Annotated in this window: 24 protein-coding genes; 10 read left to right on the forward strand and 14 right to left on the reverse strand. The window is 63.8% G+C overall.

Annotated elements, in window-relative coordinates; translation table 11 throughout:
- Window positions 1–12: 12 nt before the first annotated feature.
- Window positions 13–537 carry a hypothetical protein gene (locus PMM47T1_RS00760; RefSeq protein WP_008364843.1) on the reverse strand — a complete coding sequence of 175 codons (525 nt, stop codon included), beginning with the start codon at window positions 535–537 and terminating at the stop codon, window positions 13–15.
- Window positions 538–547: 10 nt separating this feature from the next.
- Entirely contained in the window at window positions 548–1,975 is a 1,428-nt protein-coding gene (locus tag PMM47T1_RS00765; protein ID WP_008364845.1) for a coniferyl aldehyde dehydrogenase, read from the reverse strand.
- A 208-nt stretch (window positions 1,976–2,183) separates the two neighbouring features.
- Here PMM47T1_RS00765 and PMM47T1_RS00770 point away from each other — a divergent pair, with 208 nt between their 5' ends.
- Both PMM47T1_RS00770 and PMM47T1_RS00775 read left to right on the forward strand, forming a co-directional pair.
- Window positions 2,184–2,855 carry a TetR/AcrR family transcriptional regulator gene (locus PMM47T1_RS00770; RefSeq protein WP_008364846.1) on the forward strand — a complete coding sequence of 224 codons (672 nt, stop codon included), beginning with the start codon at window positions 2,184–2,186 and terminating at the stop codon, window positions 2,853–2,855.
- Between the two features lie 46 nt (window positions 2,856–2,901).
- Complete coding sequence (locus tag PMM47T1_RS00775) at window positions 2,902–3,774, forward strand: sulfurtransferase (protein ID WP_008364848.1); 873 nt, start codon at window positions 2,902–2,904, stop codon at window positions 3,772–3,774.
- Here PMM47T1_RS00775 and PMM47T1_RS00780 read toward each other — a convergent pair.
- From PMM47T1_RS00780 to PMM47T1_RS00800, 5 genes are all read right to left on the reverse strand, one after another.
- On the reverse strand, window positions 3,729–4,580 hold the full coding sequence (locus tag PMM47T1_RS00780; protein WP_043300616.1) for an AraC family transcriptional regulator: 852 nt from the start codon (window positions 4,578–4,580) through the stop codon (window positions 3,729–3,731). The two genes, PMM47T1_RS00775 and PMM47T1_RS00780, sit on opposite strands and share 46 nt — an antisense overlap.
- Window positions 4,580–5,509 carry a hydrolase gene (locus PMM47T1_RS00785; RefSeq protein ID WP_157212936.1) on the reverse strand — a complete coding sequence of 310 codons (930 nt, stop codon included), beginning with the start codon at window positions 5,507–5,509 and terminating at the stop codon, window positions 4,580–4,582. The genes PMM47T1_RS00780 and PMM47T1_RS00785 overlap by 1 nt, the downstream gene beginning before the upstream one ends.
- A gap of 348 nt (window positions 5,510–5,857) precedes the next feature.
- Window positions 5,858–6,448: a 16S rRNA (guanine(966)-N(2))-methyltransferase RsmD gene (gene rsmD, locus PMM47T1_RS00790; RefSeq protein ID WP_008364853.1), complete on the reverse strand. Its 591-nt coding sequence runs from the start codon at window positions 6,446–6,448 to the stop codon at window positions 5,858–5,860.
- Window positions 6,448–7,848 carry a M16 family metallopeptidase gene (locus PMM47T1_RS00795; RefSeq protein WP_425225887.1) on the reverse strand — a complete coding sequence of 467 codons (1,401 nt, stop codon included), beginning with the start codon at window positions 7,846–7,848 and terminating at the stop codon, window positions 6,448–6,450. The genes rsmD and PMM47T1_RS00795 overlap by 1 nt, the downstream gene beginning before the upstream one ends.
- Window positions 7,849–7,900: 52 nt before the next feature.
- Window positions 7,901–9,256: a M16 family metallopeptidase gene (locus PMM47T1_RS00800; RefSeq protein WP_008364857.1), complete on the reverse strand. Its 1,356-nt coding sequence runs from the start codon at window positions 9,254–9,256 to the stop codon at window positions 7,901–7,903.
- 231 nt (window positions 9,257–9,487) lie between these two features.
- Here PMM47T1_RS00800 and ftsY point away from each other — a divergent pair, with 231 nt between their 5' ends.
- The 4 genes from ftsY (at window position 9,488) to rpoH (ending at window position 13,692) form a co-directional block, all read left to right on the forward strand.
- The gene (gene ftsY, locus PMM47T1_RS00805) at window positions 9,488–11,014 is read left to right on the forward strand and encodes a signal recognition particle-docking protein FtsY (protein WP_008364859.1); all 1,527 of its coding nucleotides are present in this window, start codon (window positions 9,488–9,490) and stop codon (window positions 11,012–11,014) included.
- Window positions 11,011–11,688: a cell division ATP-binding protein FtsE gene (gene ftsE, locus PMM47T1_RS00810; protein ID WP_008364862.1), complete on the forward strand. Its 678-nt coding sequence runs from the start codon at window positions 11,011–11,013 to the stop codon at window positions 11,686–11,688. Before ftsY ends, ftsE begins: the two co-directional genes overlap by 4 nt.
- Complete coding sequence (gene ftsX / locus PMM47T1_RS00815) at window positions 11,685–12,710, forward strand: permease-like cell division protein FtsX (protein ID WP_008364865.1); 1,026 nt, start codon at window positions 11,685–11,687, stop codon at window positions 12,708–12,710. Before ftsE ends, ftsX begins: the two co-directional genes overlap by 4 nt.
- 127 nt (window positions 12,711–12,837) lie before the next feature.
- The gene (gene rpoH / locus PMM47T1_RS00820; RefSeq protein ID WP_008364867.1) at window positions 12,838–13,692 is read left to right on the forward strand and encodes an RNA polymerase sigma factor RpoH; all 855 of its coding nucleotides are present in this window, start codon (window positions 12,838–12,840) and stop codon (window positions 13,690–13,692) included.
- A 111-nt stretch (window positions 13,693–13,803) separates the two neighbouring features.
- Here the strand turns inward: rpoH and mtgA are convergent, their stop codons facing one another.
- The gene (gene mtgA, locus PMM47T1_RS00825) at window positions 13,804–14,529 is read right to left on the reverse strand and encodes a monofunctional biosynthetic peptidoglycan transglycosylase (RefSeq protein ID WP_008364869.1); all 726 of its coding nucleotides are present in this window, start codon (window positions 14,527–14,529) and stop codon (window positions 13,804–13,806) included.
- Between the two features lie 69 nt (window positions 14,530–14,598).
- Here mtgA and PMM47T1_RS00830 point away from each other — a divergent pair, with 69 nt between their 5' ends.
- From PMM47T1_RS00830 to trmB, 4 genes are all read left to right on the forward strand, one after another.
- Window positions 14,599–14,976 (forward strand): DUF423 domain-containing protein, encoded by a 378-nt coding sequence (locus tag PMM47T1_RS00830; RefSeq protein ID WP_008364872.1) that lies wholly within the window; start codon window positions 14,599–14,601, stop codon window positions 14,974–14,976.
- An 83-nt stretch (window positions 14,977–15,059) separates the two neighbouring features.
- On the forward strand, window positions 15,060–15,260 hold the full coding sequence (gene thiS, locus PMM47T1_RS00835) for a sulfur carrier protein ThiS (RefSeq protein ID WP_008364873.1): 201 nt from the start codon (window positions 15,060–15,062) through the stop codon (window positions 15,258–15,260).
- A 48-nt stretch (window positions 15,261–15,308) separates the two neighbouring features.
- A complete protein-coding gene (locus PMM47T1_RS00840) occupies window positions 15,309–16,103 on the forward strand; it encodes a thiazole synthase (protein ID WP_008364874.1) in 795 nt (264 codons plus the stop codon).
- A 101-nt stretch (window positions 16,104–16,204) separates the two neighbouring features.
- Complete coding sequence (gene trmB, locus PMM47T1_RS00845; RefSeq protein WP_238536592.1) at window positions 16,205–16,852, forward strand: tRNA (guanosine(46)-N7)-methyltransferase TrmB; 648 nt, start codon at window positions 16,205–16,207, stop codon at window positions 16,850–16,852.
- A gap of 99 nt (window positions 16,853–16,951) precedes the next feature.
- On the opposite strand, the gene PMM47T1_RS00850 is transcribed toward trmB, so the two are convergent.
- From PMM47T1_RS00850 to metX, 6 genes are read right to left on the reverse strand one after another with little or no spacing between them, the layout of a single operon-like run.
- Window positions 16,952–17,275 carry a DUF3392 domain-containing protein gene (locus PMM47T1_RS00850; RefSeq protein WP_008364877.1) on the reverse strand — a complete coding sequence of 108 codons (324 nt, stop codon included), beginning with the start codon at window positions 17,273–17,275 and terminating at the stop codon, window positions 16,952–16,954.
- Window positions 17,276–17,284: 9 nt separating this feature from the next.
- Window positions 17,285–18,487: a radical SAM family heme chaperone HemW gene (hemW, locus tag PMM47T1_RS00855; RefSeq protein ID WP_008364879.1), complete on the reverse strand. Its 1,203-nt coding sequence runs from the start codon at window positions 18,485–18,487 to the stop codon at window positions 17,285–17,287.
- A complete protein-coding gene (rdgB, locus tag PMM47T1_RS00860; protein WP_008364881.1) occupies window positions 18,484–19,077 on the reverse strand; it encodes an RdgB/HAM1 family non-canonical purine NTP pyrophosphatase in 594 nt (197 codons plus the stop codon). The genes hemW and rdgB overlap by 4 nt, the downstream gene beginning before the upstream one ends.
- The gene (locus PMM47T1_RS00865; RefSeq protein WP_008364884.1) at window positions 19,074–19,511 is read right to left on the reverse strand and encodes a DUF4426 domain-containing protein; all 438 of its coding nucleotides are present in this window, start codon (window positions 19,509–19,511) and stop codon (window positions 19,074–19,076) included. The genes rdgB and PMM47T1_RS00865 overlap by 4 nt, the downstream gene beginning before the upstream one ends.
- Before the next feature lie 26 nt (window positions 19,512–19,537).
- Window positions 19,538–20,158, reverse strand: coding sequence for a methionine biosynthesis protein MetW (gene metW, locus PMM47T1_RS00870; RefSeq protein ID WP_008364885.1), 621 nt, complete (start codon window positions 20,156–20,158; stop codon window positions 19,538–19,540).
- A gap of 7 nt (window positions 20,159–20,165) precedes the next feature.
- Window positions 20,166–21,305, reverse strand: coding sequence for a homoserine O-succinyltransferase MetX (gene metX, locus PMM47T1_RS00875; protein ID WP_008364887.1), 1,140 nt, complete (start codon window positions 21,303–21,305; stop codon window positions 20,166–20,168).
- Between the last annotated feature and the right edge of the window lie 118 nt (window positions 21,306–21,423).

Below are 21,423 nucleotides of genomic sequence, written 5' to 3' on the forward strand. Positions count from 1 at the left end.
TCTTATTGTTGTTCACACGGTAGGTGGCCCGGGGTAGCCGCAGTGGGCCCAGGCTTGCGGGCGGCCATACCAGGCCATCAATACCAATTGGAGCAAGGACGCGTGACCCTGGCGCAGCAGGTTCAGGCTGCTGTTTTGCCAGCGCCGCAAAAAGTGCTCGACCTGTTCGCTGCTGGCCTGCTGCCAACTGCCCCAGACACCGGTCAGCGGCCCCCGGGTGACGGGCAGGCTCAGTATGTCGAACAGTTGCAGGGTAAGCGTGAGCATGGGCGCGGACAAATGCGCCAGGCTGTCGTCCAGGCTTTGCAACGTGCCGTCCACGGCGCTTGGCAGGCCGCCGGCACTGACGCTGCCCGCCAGCAGCACGGGCAATACGGCGCGCAGCAGCGGCAGGTCGCTGTCGCGCAGTACCGCGAAACCACTGGCCGGGCGCGCGGGTGAACAGCCGCCCAGGCTGCTGGCCAGGCCTGCCGTGGCCAGCACGGCGCTGGCGCCCAGGCCGAACGTGAGCAGGCCGCGCCGGTTAAGGCTATCCATGGCGGCGCCCTCAGCGAATGAACAGTCGGTACACCAGCTTTTGCAGCGCCTTGCCGTAGGGGGGGTAGATCACCCGCGCAGCATTGAAACGCTGCTTGATCAGCACGCCCTTGGCCTTGCTGAACGTCAGGAAGCCCTCATGGCCGTGATAGTGGCCCATGCCCGAGGGGCCGATACCGCCGAACGGCATGTCGTCCTGGGCCACGTGCAACAGGGTGTCGTTCATGCAGGCACCGCCCGAATGGGTGTGGTCCAGTACGCGTTGTTGCTCGGCCTTGTCGTAGCCGAAGTAGTACAGCGCCAGCGGGCGCGGGCGCGCGTTGACGTAGGCCAGGGCCTCGTCGATGTGGTCGTAGGGCACAATCGGCAGCAGCGGGCCGAAGATCTCGTCTTGCATCACCGTCATGTCGTCGTTCACGTCCAGCAGCACCTGGGGTGCCAGGCAGCGGCCGGTGGTCTGCTCGGGCGGGTACAGGGCAATGACCCGCGCGCCCTTGGCCTTGGCGTCTTCGAGGTAATGGTTGAGCCGCGCCAGCTGGCGCGGGTTGATGATCGAGGTGTAGTCGGGGTTGTCCCGCACCTGTGGATAGAAGCCCTGCACGGCCTGGCGGTAGGCGTCGACGAAGGCGTCCAGGCGCGGCCGGGGCACTAGCACGTAGTCGGGGGCCACACACGTCTGGCCGGCGTTGAGGGTCTTGCCGAAGGCGATGCGCTCGGCGGCGTCCTTGAGGGGTACGTCGGGGCCGACGATGGCCGGCGACTTTCCGCCCAGTTCCAGGGTCACCGGGGTCAGATTGTCGGCGGCTGCGCGCATCACCTGGCGGCCGATGCTGGTGGCACCGGTGAACAGCAAATGGTCGAAGGGCAGGCGCGAGAAGGCGATGCCCACGTCCGCCTCGCCCAGCACCACGCAGACCAGGTCTGTGGGGAACACCTGCTCCAGCAGGCGCTGGAGCAGCAAACCGGTAGCGGGCGTGGCTTCGCTGAGCTTGAGCATCACCCGGTTGCCCGCCGACAAGGCCCCCACCAGCGGGCCGATGGCCAGAAACAGCGGGTAGTTCCAGGGCACGATCACCCCCACCACGCCCAGTGGCTGGTACACCACTTTGGCAGACGCGGGCTGGAACGCCACACCCACCTTGCGTCGCGAGGCTTTCATCCAGCTGTTGAGATGACGGCTGGCGTAGTGAATGCTTTGCAGGCTGGGCATCAGTTCGGCCAGCAGGGTTTCATCGGCGCTGCGGTTGCCGAAGTCGGTGCGCAGGGCGTCTATCAGGGCCTGCTGTTCGGTCACCAGCAGCTCGCGCAGGCTTTTGAGCCACTGGCGCCGCTGTGCCGCTGGCGGCATGGGGTTGCTGGCGAAGGCCTGGCGTTGGGCGTGCAGCAACGGTTCGAGCAGGGCGAAGGCGTCGGGCAATTCGTGCAGTTGGGCAGACATGGCAGGCTCCCGGATGAATTATTGTTCTGAGTAGAGCATATACTCTAAAAACCGATTTGTGCAGTCACCCTTTAGTTGACCGTGCGCTGCCGGACAAACCGAATCGCAAGACGCAGCCCTCGGCGGCAGGTGGTTTACGGCTGCCACAGCGGCTGGGTTTGGTCGTACACTGTGGTTAATCATTCAAGACCATGGCCAGGAAACGCGCATGGCTGCCCGCCCCAAGACTCGCGAACGCATCGTCCAGCACAGCCTAGAGCTGTTCAATCAGCAGGGCGAGCGCAGTATCAGCACCAACCATATCGCCGCGCACATGGAAATATCGCCCGGCAATCTCTACTACCACTTCGCCAACAAGCAGGAAATCATCGGTGTGCTGTTCGATCAGTACCAAGCCCTGGTGGACGGTTTCCTGCGCCCGCCGGCAGGGCGCACGCCCACGGTGGAAGACAAGCGCTTCTACCTGCGCGCCGTGCTGGCGGCCATGTGGAACTATCGCTTCCTGCACCGTGACCTGGAGCACCTGCTCGACAGCGACCCTGACCTTGCCGAACGCTACCGGCGCTTTTCCCAGCGCTGCCTGGTGCAGGGGCAACTGATCTACAGGGGCTTTGTCGACGCCGGTATCCTGCAAATGAACGCCGCACAGATCGAAGCGCTTACGCTCAACGCCTGGATTATCCTCAGCTCGTGGGTGCGTTTCCTGTGCACCACGCGTGAAAATGCCTCGCACTTGAGCGAAGAAGCCATCAAGCGCGGTGTCTACCAGGTGTTGGTGCTGGAACTGGGCTACGTGACGCCGCCTTATCAGGCCGCCGTAGACTCGATGTGCCAGGAATTTCACGTGTCGCTGACTCAGGCCCTGGAGCAATCAATCTAAGCTGCCAGGCGTTTGGTATTGTTTTGAACAACCCAGGGAGGCTGCCATGCCCATCGCGCAATTGATCACCCCCCAGCAACTGGCTGCCCGCCTCGAGCAACCGTCGCTGGTGGTTCTGGATTGTCGTTTTGCCCTCGAAGACCCGGACTATGGGCAGCGCAGCTATGCCGAGGGGCATATTGCCGGCGCGCACTTCGCCGACCTTGAGCGCGACCTCAGCGGCCGTGTGGTCAAGGGCGTCACCGGACGCCACCCGTTGCCCGAGCCGGGCCGCTTGCTGGAGCGCCTGCAACACTGGGGCATCAATGCTGACAGCGACGTGGTGCTGTATGACGATGGCCCCGGTGCCTACGCGGCGCGGGCCTGGTGGTTGCTGGCCTGGCTGGGCAAGCGCAGTGGCGTGTCGATCCTGGACGGCGGCCTCAAGGCCTGGCACGCCGCCGGATTGCCGCTGAGCCTGGATGCCGCGCAAAACGCCCCGGGCCACCTGCACGGCAAGCCTGATGCCAGCCTGGTGGTGACCGCCCGGCAACTGCAGGAACGCCTTGGCCAGCCCGAACTGACCTTGCTGGATGCCCGGGCGTTGCCGCGCTTTCGCGGCGAGGTAGAGCCAATCGACCCGGTGGCCGGGCATATTCCCGGCGCCCAGTGCGCAGCCTTCACCGACAACCTGGGTGCAGACGGCCTGTTTCTGCCGGTCGACCTGCTCAGGCAGCGCTTCGAGCAAAAGCTGGGCGGGCGGCCAGTAGAATCGTTGGTGGCCTATTGCGGCTCAGGGGTTACCGCGTGCCACAACCTGTTTGCCCTGTGCCTGGCCGGCTACCCGCTGGCGCCGCTGTATGCGGGCTCCTGGAGCGAGTGGATCACCGATGCTCAGCGGCCCTTGGCCAAAGGCGACTCAGACCCCGCATCGCGGTAGGCGCGAGGGCCTACGCCGTACACTTTCTTGAACTGCCGGCTCAGGTGACTCTGGTCGGCAAAGCCCAATTGCGTGGCCACTGCCAGCGGCAGACAGCCCTCGCGCAGCAGCGCGCGGGCGCGGGAAATGCGCTGCTGCATCAGCCATGCGTGAGGCGGCAGGCCGGTAGCCTTGCGAAAGCAGCGGGCGAAGTGGAACGGCGACAAGTTCACCGACTGGGCCAGTGCTTCCAGCGAGGGCGGCTCGGCCAGGTGAGTCATCAGCAACTCCTTGGCCCTGGCGATGGCCCTTGGCTCGCGGCCCGCTTCAAGCGCCGCACGAACCTTGGCATGACGCGAGAACAGCGCCAGCGTCATTTCCCGCCACAAGGTCTGCTGCTCCAATGCCTGGCCGCCGTTTTCCAGCACCCGGTGCAAGTGGTAGAAGCCGGCCACCAGGTCGTTGTCGCGGTACAGGGTGTCACTGAATGAGGGTGTGGCGCTGGTGACGATGTCCAGTTCCTGCAGCAGGCTCTCGAGTCGCGCGTTCTGTGGATAAAACGCTCGATACAGCCAGCCCTGGTCGTGCCCCTTGCTGCCGGTATGGACCTCGTCGGGGTTGATCAGTACCAGGGTGCCGCTGGGCGCCAGATGGTCGGCGCCGCGGTAACGGTAACGCTGGGCGCCGCTGACGATCATGCCGATGACGAAGCCGTCGTGCACGTGGGGCACGAAACGCTGCTCAATGTAACGGGCCGACAGCAACTCCACGCCCGCCAGGGGCGGGGTTTGCCAGAAATGGATGGACTCGCCCGACCCGCTGCTCATCACGCCAGCCCCGACAGCCATTGCGGGATACGCCGTTCCAGGTAATAGCCGGGTTTGCGCAGGCTACCATCGACAAAGCCCACGTGGCCGCCCTGTTCGTGCAACTCGAAGGTGATGCTCGACGACAGCTCGTTGGCCTGGGGCAGGCTGTGGCGGAACACAAAAGGGTCATCCGCGGCCTGGATGATCAGGGTCGGGGTACGGTTGTCGCCCAGGAAGTAGCGGCTGGACGAGCGGCGATAGTAGTCATGGGCATCGGCGAAGCCATTCAGCGGCGCCGTGACCTTGCCGTCGAAGTCCCAGAAGGTGCGCAGGTTCTTCAGCGGCCCCAGGTTGCTCAACGTGGTCAGGCCGTCGTGCTTGCCTTCGTGCTGGAAGCGGCGTTGCTTGTCCTTCACATACGCCAGCATCTCGCGCATGAAGTGCGCCTGGTACACCTTGGAAAAGCCCATGGCGATACGGTCGGCGCACTGGTCCAGACGGAACGGCACCGACACCGCCACGGCGCCCTGCAACTGGCTGGCGTCGCCTACTTCGCCCAAGTGCTTGAGCAGGATATTGGCGCCCAGCGAATAGCCCGCCGCGAACAGCGGGGCCATGGGCCTACGGCTGCGCAGGTGGTTGATGACCTCGGCCAGGTCTTCGCTGCTGCCGGAGTGGTAACTGCGGGCCAGCAGGTTGGGCTCGCCCGAACAACCGCGCCAATTGAGCGCCACGCTGGCCCAGCCCTGGGCCGCCAGTGCGCGTTGCAGGCCGACCACGTAGGGCGAGTTGGACGACCCGGTGAGGCCGTGCAATACCAGGACCAGCGGGCTATCGGCGCTGTGCGGGCCGTGCCAGTCCAGGTCCATGAAGTCGCCATCGGCCAGCCACAGGCGTTGGCGCTCGCGCACCAGCGGTGGTTGGCGACGCAGAATCGGGCCCCACATGGTTTGCAAATGAGGGTTGGCCAGCCCCCTGGCGGGGCGGAAAGGCGCAGCAACCTGCGCGGTAGACGTGTCCACGGGTGTTTCTTCCTCCAGTAACACCCGCTACGTTGCCACAATCGCTGGCGCCTGTATCGCGTTTATTGGTGAGCCAGTGCGTGGGCGACGGCCAGGAGCGTGCCCAGGGTGATGGTCAACAATGACAGGGTGGATTTTTTCAGGGGGTGGCGGTGCATGGCAGTACCCTCGTAATCGGTGGATGACGAGGGTAGAGGCTGCGGCAAAGTTGGCAGGGCTTGGCGGTAAATATGTAGCAGCAACTGGCTGTTGTGGGCCGCAGCCCTCACACAGTCAGCCGCGCTGCCAGAGGGCGTAGTAGACCTGGCCGGCCTTTTTCTCGCGGTGCAGGCGCCAGTTGGCCGGCAGTTGCAATGTCGATGGCGGCGCTTCGCTTTCGGTGTACACCCAGGCGCGTTCGCTCAGCCAGCCGTGGGACTCGAGCAGGGCGCAGGTTGCCGGCAACAGGTTCTGGTGGAACGGCGGGTCGAGGAACACCAGGTCGAAGGTACTGGCCGTCTGGGTTTCCAGATAGCGCAGTGCATCGCTTTGCAGCAACTGGCCGGTGGCGCAGTTGAGCAGGTCGAGGTTGCTGCGCAGGCTGGCTATGGCCTGGGCATTGCTGTCCAGCGCCAGGCCCATGCTGGCGCCGCGTGACAGGGCTTCCAGGTACAGCGCGCCGCTGCCGCAGAACGGGTCCAGCACCTTGGCGCCGTTGACGTAGGCGGCCAGCCAGTTGAACAGCGTTTCGCGTACGCGGTCTGGCGTGGGGCGCAGGCCCGGGCCGTCAGGGAAGCTCAGCTTGCGGCTGCGCCATTGGCCGCCAATGATGCGCAGCTGGCCCAGGCCGTTGTGCTTTACAGGTTTTGCAGGGGTAGTGGCCATTAATGCTCCGGAACGCCCATGGGTTGTTCCTGGGGTTTGTCAGTAGGGGGAGGCAGCGGCTTCTGAGCCACGGTGGGGCCGGCGGTGACGATCACCAGCTTGTCGGCATCCAGGTGGCGGTTCATCGCGTCCTTGACCTGCTGGGTGGTCAGGGTGCTGGACTGCTGCATGAAGTCTTCAAGGAAGCTCAACGGCAGATTATAGAAGCCAATGGCCCCCAATTGCCCGACGATGCTCGAATTGCTTGCGGTGGACAGCGGGAAACTGCCTGCCAGCTCGCGCTTGGCAGCGTCAAGCTCGTCCTGGGTAGGGCCGTTCTTGAGGTAGTCACGCAGGATATCCTGCACCAGTTTGAGCGTACCCTCGCTCAGTTCGGCGCGGGTCTGCAGGCTGATGGAGAAAGGTCCGCGCGCCTGCATCGGGGTGAAGCCCGAGTAGATGCCATAGGTCAGGCCACGCTTTTCCCGTACTTCGCTCATCAGCCGCGTACCGAAGGTGCCGCCGCCCAGAATCTGATTGCCCATCGACAGAGCGGCATAGTCCGGGTCATTACGGTCGATGCCCAGTTCGGCCAGCAGCATGGTGGTCTGCTTGGACGCGAACTCCAGGTGCGTCAGCCCCGGCTTGGGCGCCTGCGGCTGGGGCATGGCCGCAAGGGCGGGGCCCTTGGGCAGTGCCGAAGAGACCTGCTCGGCAATTTTTTCCGCCTCTGCGCGAGACAAGTCGCCCACCAGCGCGATCACCACGTTGCCGGCCGCATAGGCGCGGTTGTGGAAGGCGCGCAGTTGCTGGGCATTGACAGCGGTGATGGACTTGGCATCGCCATCGCTTGGGTGGGCGTACGGATGGTCCCCGTACAGGCGGCTGAACAGTTCGTTGCCGGCCAGCTTGCCGGGGCTCTGTTTCTGATACTGGAAGCTGGCCAGCAGCTGGTTCTTGATGCGGGTCATGGAGTCGGCGGGGAAGGTCGGCTTGCCCACCACTTCGGCGAAAAGCTTCAGTGCCGGTTCGCGCTTGTCGCCAGCGCTGAGGCTGCGCAGCGAAGCAACGGCCATGTCGCGGTAGGCGCCATTGCCGAAATCGGCACCCAAGCCCTCGAAGCCCTGGGCGATGGCCTCGACGTTCTTGCCGGCCACGCCTTCATTGAGCATGGCGTTGGTCAGCAGGGCGATGCCCGGGTTTTTCTGGTCCTGGCTGCTGCCGGCGGCGAAGGTCAGGCGCAGGTCGAACATGGGCAACTGGTGCGCTTCGACGAACATCACCTTGGAGCCTTCGGCGGTACGCCAGGTCTGGATGTCCATCATGCGGTGGCTGGGCGGCTTGCCGTCCAGTTCCTTGAGGGTCTGCAGGTTGTCCAGCGGCGTCGGCGTCGCGTCGTCCGCCATGGCCTGGCCGGTCATCAGCGCGGCCAGCAGCGCCACGCCCAGCAGGGCGTGGCGGGGTTGAGTGCGCTTATTCATGGGCCGATTCCTCAGGCAAAACGTGACCGATGCTCAGGCGCGACCGGGTGAAATAGGTACGGGCAGCGTTCTGGATGTCCTGGGGGGTGACGCTCTTGATGTCATCCAGTTCGGTGTCCATCAGCTTCCAGGACAGGCCCACGGTTTCCAGCTGGCCGATGGTGGTGGCCTGGCTGGAGATGGAGTCGCGCTCGAAAACCAGCCCGGCGATGACCTGGGCGCGCACGCGTTCGAGTTCCTCGGCGGTGGGTGGCTTGGTCTTGAGGTCGTCCAGCAGGCGCCAGAAGCCCTTCTCGACGTCGGCCAGGGTTTTCTTTTTCTGGGTGTTGGGGGTGGCAGACAACATGAACAGGCTGTCGCCGCGGGTGAACGGGTTGTAGCTGGCCGATGCACCGGTGACCAATTCTTCTCCGCGCTCCAGTTGGGTGGACAGGCGCGCGCTGTAGCCGCCGTCCAGCAACGCCGAGATCAGGCGCAGGGCCTGGGCGTCGCGCGGGTTGGTGGCGGTGGCCAGGCCCGGCACGTTGAAGCCGAAGATCACGCTGGGCAGCTCGGTCTTCACGTGTACGGTGATCTGCCGTTCGCCGGGCTCGGCCAGTTCCAGCGGGATTTTGCTGGGCGGCGTGGCGCGGCGTGGAATGGCGGCGAAGAAGCGCTGGGCCAGGGCCTTGACCTGGTCGGGGGTAACGTCGCCCACCACTACCAGGGTGGCGTTGTTGGGCACGTACCAGGCCTTGTACCAGGCGCGCAGTTCTTCGATCTTCATGCGGTCCAGGTCGGCCATCCAGCCGATGGTGGGCGTGTGGTAACCGCTGGCCGGGTAGGCCATGGCCTTGAACAGCTCGAAGGCCTTGGCGCTGGGCTTGTCGTCGGTGCGCATGCGCCGCTCTTCCTTGATCACCTCGATCTCGCGGCTGAACTCGTCGGCCGGCAGCTTCAGGGTGGCCATGCGGTCGGCCTCAAGCTCCATGGACACCGGCAGGCGGTCCTTGGCCAGCACCTGATAGAAGGCGGTGTAGTCGTCGCTGGTGAAGGCGTTTTCTTCGGCGCCCAGGTCGCGCAGCACTTTGGAGGCCTCGCCGGGCCCCAGTTTCTCGCTACCCTTGAACATCATGTGTTCCAGGGCGTGGGACAGGCCGGTCTGGCCGGGCGTCTCGTAGCTGGAGCCAACCTTGTACCAGATTTGCGAAACCACCACGGGCGCGCGGTGGTCTTCGCGCACCACGACCTTGAGGCCGTTGTCCAGGGTGAACTCGGTGGTGGGTTGAGGATCGGCGGCCAGGGCGGCCAGTGGCAGACAAACCGAGCTGAGTAGCAGGCCGGCGGCACGGCGGGCTAGAGCATTCATTCGTTTTTTAACCTGTCGGACTGCCCGCTTGGTCTTAGCGTCCACGGGCGAGGAGGTGCTAGGATACTGATCCGGTTACCTGGCGACCATGCCTGGTTGCAGAGAAGGCCTGCGGGCTCTCTACAAAATGTTGCGCATGAACGAGCCGGGAAAAATACAGTCTGTTCTGCGTTATTAGAATTTCCTGAGGCGCCGCATTGGCGCGTCGCTACCTTGAGATAGCCGTCCTCCATGTTTGGTTCCAACGACGACAAAAAGTCCCCCGAGAAGAAAGGCCTGTTCGGCTGGCTGCGCAAAAAACCTGCGCAAGAAGCGGTTGAACAGCCCCAAGCCCCTGAATCCGTTGCCCCCGAGACGATTGTCGAGCTGGCGCCGGAGCCTGTACTGGCGCCTGTGGTTGCAGAGCCTGTGGCCGAGGTGGCTGCGGCCCCTGCCGGCCTGGTACTGCCCGTGCCCGAAGAGCCGGTTGCGCTGGTGCCCGACCACTTGGAACCCCATGAGCCGCCGCCCATTGCGCCGTTGCCAGAGGCAGTGGTGCCTGAGCCTGCGGTCGAGCCGGTAGTGGCTCAAGCCGTGGTGGAACCCGTGGTTGTGGTGGAACCGGTGGCGCCAGAGCCAATCGTTTTTGAGCCGCAGCCGCAGCCGCAGCCGCAGCCGGCAGCCGTGCCAGTCAGCGAGCCGGTTGCAGTGGCGGCCCCGACCCCGGCCGTCGAGCCTGAACCTGCCCCGGTCGCAGTAGCCCCGGCAGCTGTGTTGGTTGCTGAGCTGCAACCCGAGCCTGCGCCCGAAGCCGAACCCGAATCCGTCGCCCAGGCCGAAGCGTCCAAGGTCGGCTTCTTCGCCCGCCTCAAGCAAGGGCTGGCCAAGACCAGTGCCAGCCTGGGCGAGGGCATGGCCAGCCTGTTCATGGGCAAGAAGGCCATCGACGATGACCTGCTGGAAGAAATCGAGACCCGCCTGCTGACCGCCGACGTGGGCGTCGAGGCCACCTCGGTGATCGTTCAAAGCCTGACCCAGAAGGTGGCGCGCAAGCAGTTGGCTGACAGCGACGCGCTGTACAAGTCGCTGCAGGGCGAGCTGACCGACCTGCTGCGCCCGGTGGAACAGCCGCTGAAGATCACTTCGCAGAGCAAGCCGTTCGTGATCCTGGTGGTGGGCGTCAACGGCGCCGGCAAGACCACCACCATTGGCAAGCTGGCCAAGAAGCTGCAACTGGAAGGCAAGAAAGTCATGCTGGCTGCCGGCGATACTTTCCGTGCCGCGGCGGTGGAGCAATTGCAGGTGTGGGGCGAGCGCAACAAGATCCCGGTCATCGCCCAGCACACCGGCGCGGACTCGGCCTCGGTCATTTTTGACGCCGTACAGGCCGCCAAGGCCCGTGGCATCGATGTGCTGATCGCCGATACCGCCGGTCGCCTGCACACCAAAGACAACCTGATGGAAGAGTTGAAGAAGGTTCGCCGGGTCATCGGCAAGCTGGACGCCGACGCGCCGCACGAAGTGCTGCTGGTGCTGGACGCCGGCACGGGCCAGAACGCCATCAACCAAGCCAAGCAGTTCAACAACACCGTTGCTCTGACCGGCCTGGCCCTGACCAAACTCGACGGCACCGCCAAGGGCGGCGTCATCTTTGCCCTGGCCAAGCAGTTCGGCCTGCCCATTCGCTATATCGGCGTGGGCGAGGGCATCGATGACCTGCGTACCTTTGAAGCAGAACCCTTTGTACAGGCACTGTTTGCCGAGCGGGAGCGTTCATGATTCGTTTCGAACAGGTCGGTAAGCGCTATCCGAACGGGCACGTCGGCTTGCATGAGCTGAGCTTTCGAGTGCGTCGTGGCGAGTTTCTGTTTGTCACCGGCCACTCCGGTGCCGGTAAAAGCACCCTGTTGCGCTTACTGCTGGCGATGGAGCGGCCCACCTCGGGCAAGCTGCTGCTGGCAGGCCAGGACCTGGGCCAGATCAGCAACGCGCAGATCCCGTTCCTGCGCCGCCAGATTGGCGTGGTGTTCCAGAACCACCAGTTGCTGTTCGATCGCACGGTGTTCAACAATATTGCTTTGCCACTGCAGATCCTCGGGCTATCCAAGCCCGAGATCGCCAAGCGCGTGGACTCGGCACTGGAGCGCGTATCGTTGTCCGACAAGGGCGACCTCTACCCCGGCGACCTTTCCACCGGGCAGCAACAGCGCGTCGGCATTGCCCGCGCCATCGTCCACCGCCCGGCCCTGCTGCTGGCGGACGAGCCCACCGGTAACCTCGACCCACGGCTGGCAGCGGAAATCATGGGTGTATTCGAAGACATCAACCGGCTGGGCACCAGCGTGCTGATTGCCAGCCACGACCTGGCGCTGATCGCGCGCATGCGCCATCGCATGCTGACCTTGCAGCGCGGCCGCCTGATTGGCGATGGTGACGCGGAGGTGGCGCAATGACCTCCACTCGCAGCCCCAAGGTAACCGACCGCGTGGCACCCAAGGCCGCCGAGCCGCCACCGCCGAAGAAAAAGCAGCAACAGGAAGACGACGGCCCGGACTTCGCCACCCTGTTCAAGGCGTGGGTGGAAAGCCACCGCGCCAGCCTGAAGGACAGCCTCAAGCGCCTGGCCAAGCAACCCTTCGGCAGTTTCTTCACCTGCTTGGTGATGGCCGTGGCATTGAGCCTGCCCATGGGCTTGTCGCTGTTGCTCAAGAACGTCGAGCGCCTGGGCGGTTCCTGGCAGCGTGCAGCGCAGATCTCCCTGTACCTGGACATGAATGCCACCAATCGTGATGGCGACGCCCTGGTCACGCAGATCAAGGGTTTGAACGGCGTCGCCGACGCCGAGTTCATCAGCAAGGACAAGGCACTGGGCGAGTTCCAGCAGCAGTCCGGGCTGGGCGAGGCGCTCAAGGAGTTGCCCGACAACCCGCTGCCTGGCGTGGTAGTGGTCACCCCGCTGGAAATCGACAAGGCCGCGCTGGAAGCCCTGCGCTCGCAGCTGGCCGACCTGCCCAAGGTGCAACAGGCCCAGCTTGACCTGGTATGGGTTGAGCGTCTGGCGGCCATCCTCAAGCTGGGTGACCGCTTTGTCTTCGGCCTGACTGTACTGCTGGTGTCGGCACTGTTGCTGGTGGTGGGCAATACCATTCGTCTGCACATCGAGAACCGTCGCACGGAAATCGAGGTCATCAAGTTAGTGGGCGGTACTGACGCCTACGTGCGTAGGCCGTTTCTGTACATGGGGGCGATTTATGGCTTGGGTGGCGGTATTTTTGCGTGGGGCGTGCTGGCTTTTGGTCTGAACTGGCTGAATGACGCGGTTGTAGGGCTTTCCGGGCTGTATGGCAGTGACTTTGCACTGGCCGGTGTTCCGTCGTCCGATGGTCTGTCTCTCTTGCTTGGTGCCCTGCTGTTGGGGTATATCGGTGCGTGGATTGCAGTCGCCCGCCATTTGCGCGAGCTCGCTCCTCGGTAATATTTTGAAATATTTATGTGCCAGCATTGACCTTTGGTGAATTTAACTTTAGGGAACTTGTTTCGCGGTTCCCGGTCTATGCGTCTGTGCTTTAATGCACAAATTCGTGAGTCGGAGGTTTTTTCGTATGACCACTTCTTTGCAACCTGCTTATGCCTTGGTCCCGGGTCAGAACCTGGAAGCCTATGTGCACACGGTGAACAGCATTCCTTTGCTGACGCCGGAGCAGGAGCGTGAACTGGCCGAGAGTCTCTACTATGAGCAGGATCTTGGGGCGGCTCGGCAGATGGTGCTCGCCCACCTGCGTTTTGTCGTGCACATCGCACGCAGCTATTCGGGGTACGGCCTGGCACAGGCCGACCTGATCCAGGAAGGCAACGTCGGCCTGATGAAGGCCGTGAAGCGCTTCAACCCGGAAATGGGCGTACGCCTGGTGTCCTTTGCCGTGCACTGGATCAAGGCGGAAATCCACGAGTTCATCCTGCGCAACTGGCGCATCGTCAAGGTGGCGACCACCAAGGCGCAGCGCAAGCTGTTCTTCAACCTGCGCAGCCAGAAGAAACGTCTGGCCTGGCTGAACAACGAGGAAGTCCATCGCGTGGCCGAAAGCCTGGGCGTGGAGCCGCGTGAAGTGCGTGAGATGGAAAGCCGCCTGACGGGTCAGGACATGGCCTTCGACCCGGCTGCCGAGGCAGACGACGACAGCGCCTTCCAGTCGCCGGCCAATTACCTGGAAGACCACCGTTACGACCCGGCGCGCCAGCTGGAAGACGCTGACTGGAGCGACAGCTCCAACAGCAACCTGCATCAGGCCCTGGAAGTGCTGGACGACCGCAGCCGTGACATCCTCTACCAGCGCTGGCTGGCCGAGGAAAAGGCCACGCTGCACGAGCTTGCCGAGAAGTACAACGTATCGGCCGAGCGCATCCGCCAGCTGGAAAAAAGCGCGATGAACAAGCTGAAGATCTCGATCGCGGCCTGATCCACCCGCTGAACCAAAAAAGCCCCGGCCAAAGTGCCGGGGCTTTTTATTTGCCTTCCGCCTATCACTCGTAGCCGCTGCCGGCGGGCTACGGGGTGTGGGTGGCGGTTGTCACATAGCCCAAGGCGTGGCACTGCGTGAATGGTTAAGGTCAGTCAAATAGGCTGCACCCCCCAATTGCCCCGTCTGGGTGCGAATCCAGCCAGCCCGGCGCGCCACGTAGGTGCTTGGGTGGCTGGCGCTCCATACGCGGGGGTTGGGCAGCACTGCGGCCAGCAGGCTGGCCTGTTGGGCCGACAGGCCGCCTGCACTGGTGCCGAAATGATGCCGCGCGGCCGCTTCGGCGCCGAACACGCCGTCATCCCACTCCACGCTGTTGAGGTACACCTCCAGGATCCGCTGCTTGGACCAGAAGGTTTCGATCAGCGCGGTGAACCAGGCCTCCAGCGCCTTGCGGAAATAACTACGGCCCGACCACAGGAACAGGTTCTTGGCCACTTGCTGGCTGAGGGTGCTGGCGCCGCGGATGGAGCCGCCACGTTCGTTGTGCAGGAAGGCGGCCTGCATGGCCTCGAAGTCAAAGCCCCAGTGCTGGGCGAAGCGCTGGTCTTCGCCGGCGATGACGGCGATTTTCAGCGAATCGGAAATCTCCCCATAAGGCCGCCAGCTACGCTGCAGGTCAATGGGCTCGCCATCGGTCCAGGATTCGACCTTGCGTTCGACCATCAGCATGGTCCCCGGCGGCGGCACGAAGCGCAACAGCACCACCAGCAGAATGCTGCCAACGATGAACCAGAGTGTCACTTTGCGCAGCAGGTTGAAGAAGGAACTCAGCATGGATGACTTGGCCGGACGCATTGAGCGGGCCATTATACAGACCCTGTGCCATCGAACCGGAGTTCCTGGATGCTGCGACAATTTCTCATGCTGGCTGCCTTTTTCGGATTCACCGGGGTAGGCCTTGGCGCGTTCGCCGCCCACGGCCTCAAGGATCGTTTGAGCAGCGAATACCTGGCGGTGTTCCATACCGGGGTGAACTATCAGTTGATTCACGCCCTGGTGCTGCTGGCCATTGCCGTCCTGAGTGTTCAACTGCCCAGCCGGCTCATCAACGCCGCTGGTGTGATGTTCTGCATCGGCATTGTGCTGTTTTCCGGCAGCCTGTATTTGCTTACGCTGACCGGCGTGCGCGTGTTTGGCGTGATCACCCCGTTCGGCGGCCTGGCGTTCCTCACCGGCTGGGCCTGCCTGGGCATGGCCGCCTGGAACCTGGGCAAGGCTTGAGACGAATGGGCTGGGTTTGCCTTGGTCGCAAGCGGCGAACGGGCTAGAATGCTGGCCCCTTTGAAATGATGGCTGCTGCCTGCATGCACATTCAGTTGAACGGTGAACCCTTTGAACTGCCCGACGGCGAGACCGTCGCGGCGCTGTTGACCCGCCTGGAGCTGACTGGCCGCCGGGTGGCAGTGGAACTGAACCTGGATATCGTGCCGCGCAGCCAGCACGAAGCCACTGCCCTGCGCGAAGGCGACCAGGTGGAAGTGGTCCATGCCATCGGTGGCGGTTGACCGCCGAGCAATTGCGCTGCCCCCACTTCACCCCCGAGAGGAACGACGATGAGCAATCCGCGTAGCGACAAGCCCTTCATCCTGGCCGGCCGTACCTTCGAATCGCGTCTGCTGGTCGGTACCGGCAAGTACCGCGACCTAGAAGAAACCCGCCTGGCCATCGAAGCCTCCGGGGCTGAAATCGTCACCGTGGCGGTGCGCCGTACCAACATTGGCCAGAACCCCGGCGAGCCGAACCTGCTCGACGTGTTGCCGCCGGATCGCTACACCATCCTGCCCAACACCGCCGGTTGCTACGACGCCGTGGAAGCCGTGCGCACCTGCCGCCTGGCCCGCGAGCTGCTCGATGGCCATAACCTGGTGAAGCTGGAAGTGCTGGCTGACCAGAAAACCCTGTTCCCCAACGTCATCGAGACCATCAAGGCCGCCGAAGTACTGGTCAAGGATGGATTCGACGTGATGGTGTACACCAGCGATGACCCGATCATTGCCCGCCAGTTGGCCGAAATCGGCTGCATCGCGGTCATGCCGCTGGCTGGCCTGATCGGTACCGGCCTGGGTATCTGCAACCCCTACAACCTGCAGATCATCCTGGAAGAAGCCAAGGTGCCAGTATTGGTCGATGCCGGTGTGGGCACCGCCTCCGACGCCACCATTGCCATGGAACTGGGGTGCCAGGCGGTGCTGATGAACTCGGCCATTGCCCACGCCCAGGACCCGATCATGATGGCCGGTGCCATGAAGCACGCCATCGTCGCTGGCCGCATGGCCTACCTGGCCGGCCGCATGCCGAAAAAACTCTATGCCAGCGCGTCTTCGCCGCTGGATGGTCTGATCAAGTAAGAGCCACCATGACTGAACCGCAAGATACCCCGATCCCTGAAAACGACGACGTGCAGGGCGAGGGCGAGCAGCGCCAGCACCGCGCTATCAAGAGCTTCGTGATGCGTGCCGGGCGCATGACCGAAGGCCAGCAGCGCGGCCTGGACCAGGGCGCGCCGCTGTTCGTGCTGCCGTTGGCGGATGCGCCGGTGGACTACGACCAGGTGTTTGGTCGCAGTGCGCCGCGTACCGTGGAAATCGGTTTCGGCATGGGCCATTCCCTACTGGAAATGGCCGCTGCCGCGCCCGAGCATGACTTCATCGGCATTGAAGTGCACCGCCCGGGTGTGGGCGCGCTGCTCAATGGCGTGCTGACCCAGGGCCTGAAGAACCTGCGTGTGTACGACACCGACGCCATCGAAGTGCTCAAGCGCTGCATCGCCGACAACAGCCTCGATCGCCTGATGCTGTTCTTCCCCGACCCTTGGCACAAGAGCCGCCACCACAAGCGTCGCATCGTGCAGCCGGCCTTCGCCGAGCTGGTACGCAGCAAGCTGAAAGTGGGCGGCGTACTGCACATGGCCACCGACTGGGAACCCTATGCCGAGTACATGCTGGAAGTGATGAACGTGGCGCCGGGTTATCGCAACCAGGCCGAAGACGGCAAATGCGTGCCGCGCCCGGCCGAACGGCCGATCACCAAGTTCGAGCGCCGCGGCGAACGTCTTGGCCACGGCGTGTGGGATCTGAAGTTCGAAAAGGTAGACTGATCCCGGATTGGCTTGAACCCTTCGCGGGCCCGGCCCGCTCCTACAGGATTGCGCACCCCCTGTAGGAGCGGGCCGTGCCCGCGAAGAGGCAATAGAAGCTTACTTGCGGTCAGCGACCACGCCAATCAGCACCAGCACCACCAGCAGCACCGGGGCCAGGCTGTAGTTGTTGAACTGGCTCAGGCCGCGCACCACCCAGGGCGTTGCATAGATCAACGCTGCCCCGCTGCCGATGCAGCACACCAACGCCAGTACCGGTATGCGCAATGCACCGGCAATGCCGCCCAGCCGTTGGTCCAGCCAGCCCTTGATGTCGGCACCGAACAGCACCAGCAGGCACCCCACCAGCGCCAGGGCAATTTCCGAAAGGTTGCCGCGGCTCCAGCGGGAGACGGTCGCGAGCAAGTTCAACACTAATTCCATGGCCAATCCTTAGATCAAGAAGTACTGCAGCAGGTCGTTGAGAAACAACTGGCCCTGAGGCGTGGCAACCAGGCGCGACGGTTCGACCTGCAAAAGGCCTTTTTGTTCGGCCAGGCGGCGCCCTTCGCCCAGGCTTTCCAGGGTAAGCCCAGTGCGCTGCGGGTAAAGGTGGGCGTCCACGCCTGCGGTCAGGCGCAAGGCGTTCATCAGGAACTCGAACGGCAGCTCGTCCAGCGCCAGCAGCTTCTCGCCAGCCTGGAACGGCTTGGCCGGGTTCAGGTAGTCCTTGGGCAGGCGCGTCTTCCAGGTCCGCACAATGCGGCCGTCCGGGTGGCTCAGCTTGCCGTGGGCGCCGGCACCGATGCCTATGAAGTCGCCAAAGCTCCAGTAGTTCAGGTTATGGCGCGCCGCCTTGCCCGGTTGGGCGTAGGCCGATACTTCGTACTGGGCGTAGCCGTGTTCCGCCAACAAGGCCTGGCCGGCTTCCTGAATGTCCCACAGGGTGTCGTCCTCGGGCAGCACGGGCGGCTGATTCCAGAACACCGTGTTGGGCTCCAGCGTCAGTTGGTACCAGGACAGGTGCGTGGGTTTCAGCGCAATCGCCTGGCGCAGGTCGTCCAGTGCTTCTTCCAGGGACTGGTCGGGCAGGCCGTGCATCAGGTCCAGGTTGAAGTTGTCGAACCCGGCCTGGCGCGCCATGTCGGCCGCACGGATGGCCTCGCTGCCATTGTGAATGCGCCCCAGCGCCTCCAGCTTGGCGGATTGGAAGCTCTGGATGCCGATGGACAGGCGGTTGATGCCCAGCGTGCGGTAGGCGCTGAATTTTTCCTGCTCGAAGGTGCCCGGGTTGGCTTCCAGGGTGATCTCGATGTCGGCAGCAAATGGAATGCGCTGCTCCACGCCCTCCAGCAGCCGCCCCAGCGCCTTGGCGCTGAACAGGCTGGGCGTGCCGCCGCCGAAGAAGATCGAGCTCAGGGGGCGGCCGTAGACGGCAGCCAGGTCAATGTCCAGGTCGGCCAGCAGGGCGTCGACATACGCTTCTTCCGGCAGATGGGGGGTGGCGGTGTGGGAGTTGAAGTCACAGTACGGGCATTTACGCACGCACCACGGGATATGGATGTACAGGGCAAGGGGCGGCAGCTCGGGCAGGGGCGCCCGCGGTGCCACCGAGGAAAAACCGTCCTCGCCTGCAAACAACGTGGTGGTGGTCATGCAAGGCCCAGGCGTTGACGCAGGATGGCCATGGCGCGGGCGCGGTGGCTCAGCTGGTTTTTTTCCACCGGGTTCAGTTCGGCGCTGGAGCAGTCACGCTCGGGCACCCAGAACAGCGGGTCGTAGCCAAAACCATGCTCGCCGCTGGCGGCGTGCAGGATACGCCCGTGCCACAGGCCTTCGCAGAGGATCGGCAAGGGATCATCGGCATGGCGCACCAGGGCCAGCACGCAGACGAACTGCGCGCCGCGCTCGGCTTCCGGCACATCCTTCAGGGCGTCCAGCAGCTTGGCGTTGTTGGCGGTATCGCCTTGGCCATCGGCGTAGCGCGCCGAGTAGATGCCCGGGGCACCGCCCAGGAAATCCACAGCCAGGCCCGAGTCATCGGCCAAGGCAGGCAGGCCGGACAGGCGCGAGGCATTGCGGGCCTTGAGAATGGCGTTCTCGACGAACGACAGGCCGGTTTCCTCCGGCTCTACCTGGCTGAATTCGCCCACCGAGCGCAGTTGCACGCTGCCGCCCAGCATGGCCTGGAGTTCCTTGAGTTTGCCAGCGTTATGGCTGGCCAGCACGAGTTGCGTGAAGTTCATGAGTCGCCCGGAAATAGTTCTTGGTCAAAGCTCAGGCGGTTGGTATCACCGGCCGCCTTGATGCTCAGGTCAAAGGTGTAGGTCGCGTCCTGCGGGATCTGGAACTGTGTAACGTAGGAAACCGCGCCCTGTTCGGTAACCTGGGTGAAGGTCAGGCGTTCTTTCTTGCCATCCGGCCCGCTGACGGTGCCGCTGATGGCCGCCGCGTAGGACTTGCCGGCCTTTTCCACCGCCACGTTCAGCACACCCAGGTTCTTGCTGCGCATCAGCCCTGCCGCCTTGGCGATGCCCGGCTGCAGGATGCTGGAGGTGATTGCATTGTAATGCACGGTCAGCTCGCCGAACTGCTCCTGGCGATTCTGCCTGGCGGCTTCGGCCCCCAGCGTTGGCAGGGCCAGGCAACAGGCAAGCAGGAACAAGGCAAGCTGACGCATGATGATTCTCCAGGGTGGACGCAGGGTCACACCGCCAGTCGGTGCTCCTGCAGGCCCGGGCTGTTGACCCGGTAGATGCCGATCTCACCCAATAGATTAGGCCACAGTTTGCTGGCCCAGCCATGCCGATGCTGATGGTCTACCGCCAGACGGTCGAGTACCTGGGCGCTGCGCTCGCGGCACAGTTCCTCGAAGTCCTCGAAGGTGCAGAAGTGGATGTTTGGCGTGTTGTACCAGGTGTACGGCAGGAATTCGGACACCGGCATGCGACCATTGCGCGCCAGGTACCAGCGGCAGCGCCAGTGGCCAAAGTTGGGGAAGGTGATGATGCACTGGCGGCCCACGCGCAGCATTTCGTCGAGGATACGGTCGGGGTATTCCACAGCCTGCAGGGCCTGGGTCATCACCACCACGTCGAAGCTGTTGCTGGCAAAGTTGCCCAGGCCCTTGTCCAGGTCCTGCTCGATGACGTTGATGCCCTTGCGCACGCATTCGTTGATGTTGTCGGCATCGATTTCCAGGCCGTAGCCGGTCACCTGCTTGTTGTCGCGCAACCAGGCCAGCAACTCGCCGTCGCCGCAACCGAGGTCGAGCACCCGGCTGCCGGCCGGAATCCAGTCCTGGATGATTTCAAGATCGGCTCTCATGGCTTCCTCAGATCGCAATTCGGTTCATGTAGCCAGTGAACGCCGCCAGGTACCGAGGGATCGGAATCAGGAAGGCATCGTGGCCTTGCGGCGCGTCGATCTCCAGGTAACAGACGTTCTTCCGGGCGGCCATCAACGCGTCGACGATTTCCCGCGAACGGGCCGGGGAAAAGCGCCAGTCGGTGGTGAAGGACATCACGCAGAAGTCGGCGGTGGCGTTGGCAAAGGTGGCGGACAGGTCATCACCATGGCTGGCGGCCGGGTCGAAATAGTCCAGGGCCTTGGTCATCAGCAAATAGGTGTTGGCGTCGAAGCGCCCGGAGAACTCCTCGCCCTGATAGCGCAGGTAGCTTTCCACTTGGAATTCCACGCTGTGGAAGTCGTAGTTGAGCTTCTCGCTTTTCAGGCCACGGCCAAATTTCTCGCCCATGGAGTCATCCGACAGGTACGTGATGTGGCCCACCATGCGCGCCAGCATCAGGCCGCGCTTGGGAATCACCCCGGCTTCCTGGAACGAACCGCCGTGGAATTCGGGGTCGGTGAGGATGGCCTGGCGCGCCACTTCGTTGAAGGCGATGTTCTGTGCCGACAGCTTGGGGGCCGAGGCAATGGCCACGCAGTGGCGCACGCGCTCGGGGTAGGTGATGGTCCATTGCTGGGCCTGCATGCCGCCCAGGCTGCCGCCGACCACCGCCGCCCACTGGCGGATGCCCAGGGCGTCTGCCAGGCGCGCCTGGCTGTGCACCCAGTCTTCCACGGTGAGTACCGGGAAGTCGGCGCCGAACGGCTTGCCGGTGTCGGGGTTGATGCTGCTGGGGCCCGTGGAGCCATTACAGCCGCCCAGGTTGTTGAGGCTCACCACAAAGAACCGATGGGTGTCGATGGGCTTGCCGGGGCCGATGCAGCTGTCCCACCAGCCGGGCTTGCGGTCGTCGACCGAGTGGTAGCCGGCGGCATGATGGTGGCCCGAAAGCGCATGGCAGATCAGCACCGCGTTGCTGGCGGTGGCATTGAGCTGGCCGTAGGTTTCGTAGATGAGGTCGTAGGCATTCAGCGAGCGGCCGCAGGCCAATGCCAGGGGGTCGCTGAAGTGGGCAATTTGCGGTGTGACTAAACCGACGGAATCTTCGGGGAAGACAGTGGACATCGACCCTGCTCTCGCATAAATGAGGCGTAAGTCTAAAGAGCGGGGGGGCTAGCGGCAAGCAATGGTATCGGATGGTTCGTCGACCTTGCGGGAGCTGGCTCGCCAGCGAGCTTTTCAG

This window comes from Pseudomonas sp. M47T1, assembly GCF_000263855.1.
Classification (GTDB): Bacteria; Pseudomonadota; Gammaproteobacteria; order Pseudomonadales; family Pseudomonadaceae; genus Aquipseudomonas.

Bases quoted from the DNA above. Each gene is read 5' to 3' on its own strand.
- PMM47T1_RS00760 (WP_008364843.1), bottom strand. From the start codon at position 537: ATGGATAGCCTTAACCGGCGCGGCCTGCTCACGTTCGGCCTGGGCGCC.
- PMM47T1_RS00765 (WP_008364845.1), bottom strand. From the start codon at position 1,975: ATGTCTGCCCAACTGCACGAATTGCCCGACGCCTTCGCCCTGCTCGAA.
- PMM47T1_RS00770 (WP_008364846.1), top strand. From the start codon at position 2,184: ATGGCTGCCCGCCCCAAGACTCGCGAACGCATCGTCCAGCACAGCCTA.
- PMM47T1_RS00775 (WP_008364848.1), top strand. From the start codon at position 2,902: ATGCCCATCGCGCAATTGATCACCCCCCAGCAACTGGCTGCCCGCCTC.
- PMM47T1_RS00780 (WP_043300616.1), bottom strand. From the start codon at position 4,580: ATGAGCAGCGGGTCGGGCGAGTCCATCCATTTCTGGCAAACCCCGCCC.
- PMM47T1_RS00785 (WP_157212936.1), bottom strand. From the start codon at position 5,509: ATGTGGGGCCCGATTCTGCGTCGCCAACCACCGCTGGTGCGCGAGCGC.
- rsmD (WP_008364853.1), bottom strand. From the start codon at position 6,448: ATGGCCACTACCCCTGCAAAACCTGTAAAGCACAACGGCCTGGGCCAG.
- PMM47T1_RS00795 (WP_425225887.1), bottom strand. From the start codon at position 7,848: ATGACCGGCCAGGCCATGGCGGACGACGCGACGCCGACGCCGCTGGAC.
- PMM47T1_RS00800 (WP_008364857.1), bottom strand. From the start codon at position 9,256: ATGAATGCTCTAGCCCGCCGTGCCGCCGGCCTGCTACTCAGCTCGGTT.
- ftsY (WP_008364859.1), top strand. From the start codon at position 9,488: ATGTTTGGTTCCAACGACGACAAAAAGTCCCCCGAGAAGAAAGGCCTG.
- ftsE (WP_008364862.1), top strand. From the start codon at position 11,011: ATGATTCGTTTCGAACAGGTCGGTAAGCGCTATCCGAACGGGCACGTC.
- ftsX (WP_008364865.1), top strand. From the start codon at position 11,685: ATGACCTCCACTCGCAGCCCCAAGGTAACCGACCGCGTGGCACCCAAG.
- rpoH (WP_008364867.1), top strand. From the start codon at position 12,838: ATGACCACTTCTTTGCAACCTGCTTATGCCTTGGTCCCGGGTCAGAAC.
- mtgA (WP_008364869.1), bottom strand. From the start codon at position 14,529: ATGCTGAGTTCCTTCTTCAACCTGCTGCGCAAAGTGACACTCTGGTTC.
- PMM47T1_RS00830 (WP_008364872.1), top strand. From the start codon at position 14,599: ATGCTGCGACAATTTCTCATGCTGGCTGCCTTTTTCGGATTCACCGGG.
- thiS (WP_008364873.1), top strand. From the start codon at position 15,060: ATGCACATTCAGTTGAACGGTGAACCCTTTGAACTGCCCGACGGCGAG.
- PMM47T1_RS00840 (WP_008364874.1), top strand. From the start codon at position 15,309: ATGAGCAATCCGCGTAGCGACAAGCCCTTCATCCTGGCCGGCCGTACC.
- trmB (WP_238536592.1), top strand. From the start codon at position 16,205: ATGCGTGCCGGGCGCATGACCGAAGGCCAGCAGCGCGGCCTGGACCAG.
- PMM47T1_RS00850 (WP_008364877.1), bottom strand. From the start codon at position 17,275: ATGGAATTAGTGTTGAACTTGCTCGCGACCGTCTCCCGCTGGAGCCGC.
- hemW (WP_008364879.1), bottom strand. From the start codon at position 18,487: ATGACCACCACCACGTTGTTTGCAGGCGAGGACGGTTTTTCCTCGGTG.
- rdgB (WP_008364881.1), bottom strand. From the start codon at position 19,077: ATGAACTTCACGCAACTCGTGCTGGCCAGCCATAACGCTGGCAAACTC.
- PMM47T1_RS00865 (WP_008364884.1), bottom strand. From the start codon at position 19,511: ATGCGTCAGCTTGCCTTGTTCCTGCTTGCCTGTTGCCTGGCCCTGCCA.
- metW (WP_008364885.1), bottom strand. From the start codon at position 20,158: ATGAGAGCCGATCTTGAAATCATCCAGGACTGGATTCCGGCCGGCAGC.
- metX (WP_008364887.1), bottom strand. From the start codon at position 21,305: ATGTCCACTGTCTTCCCCGAAGATTCCGTCGGTTTAGTCACACCGCAA.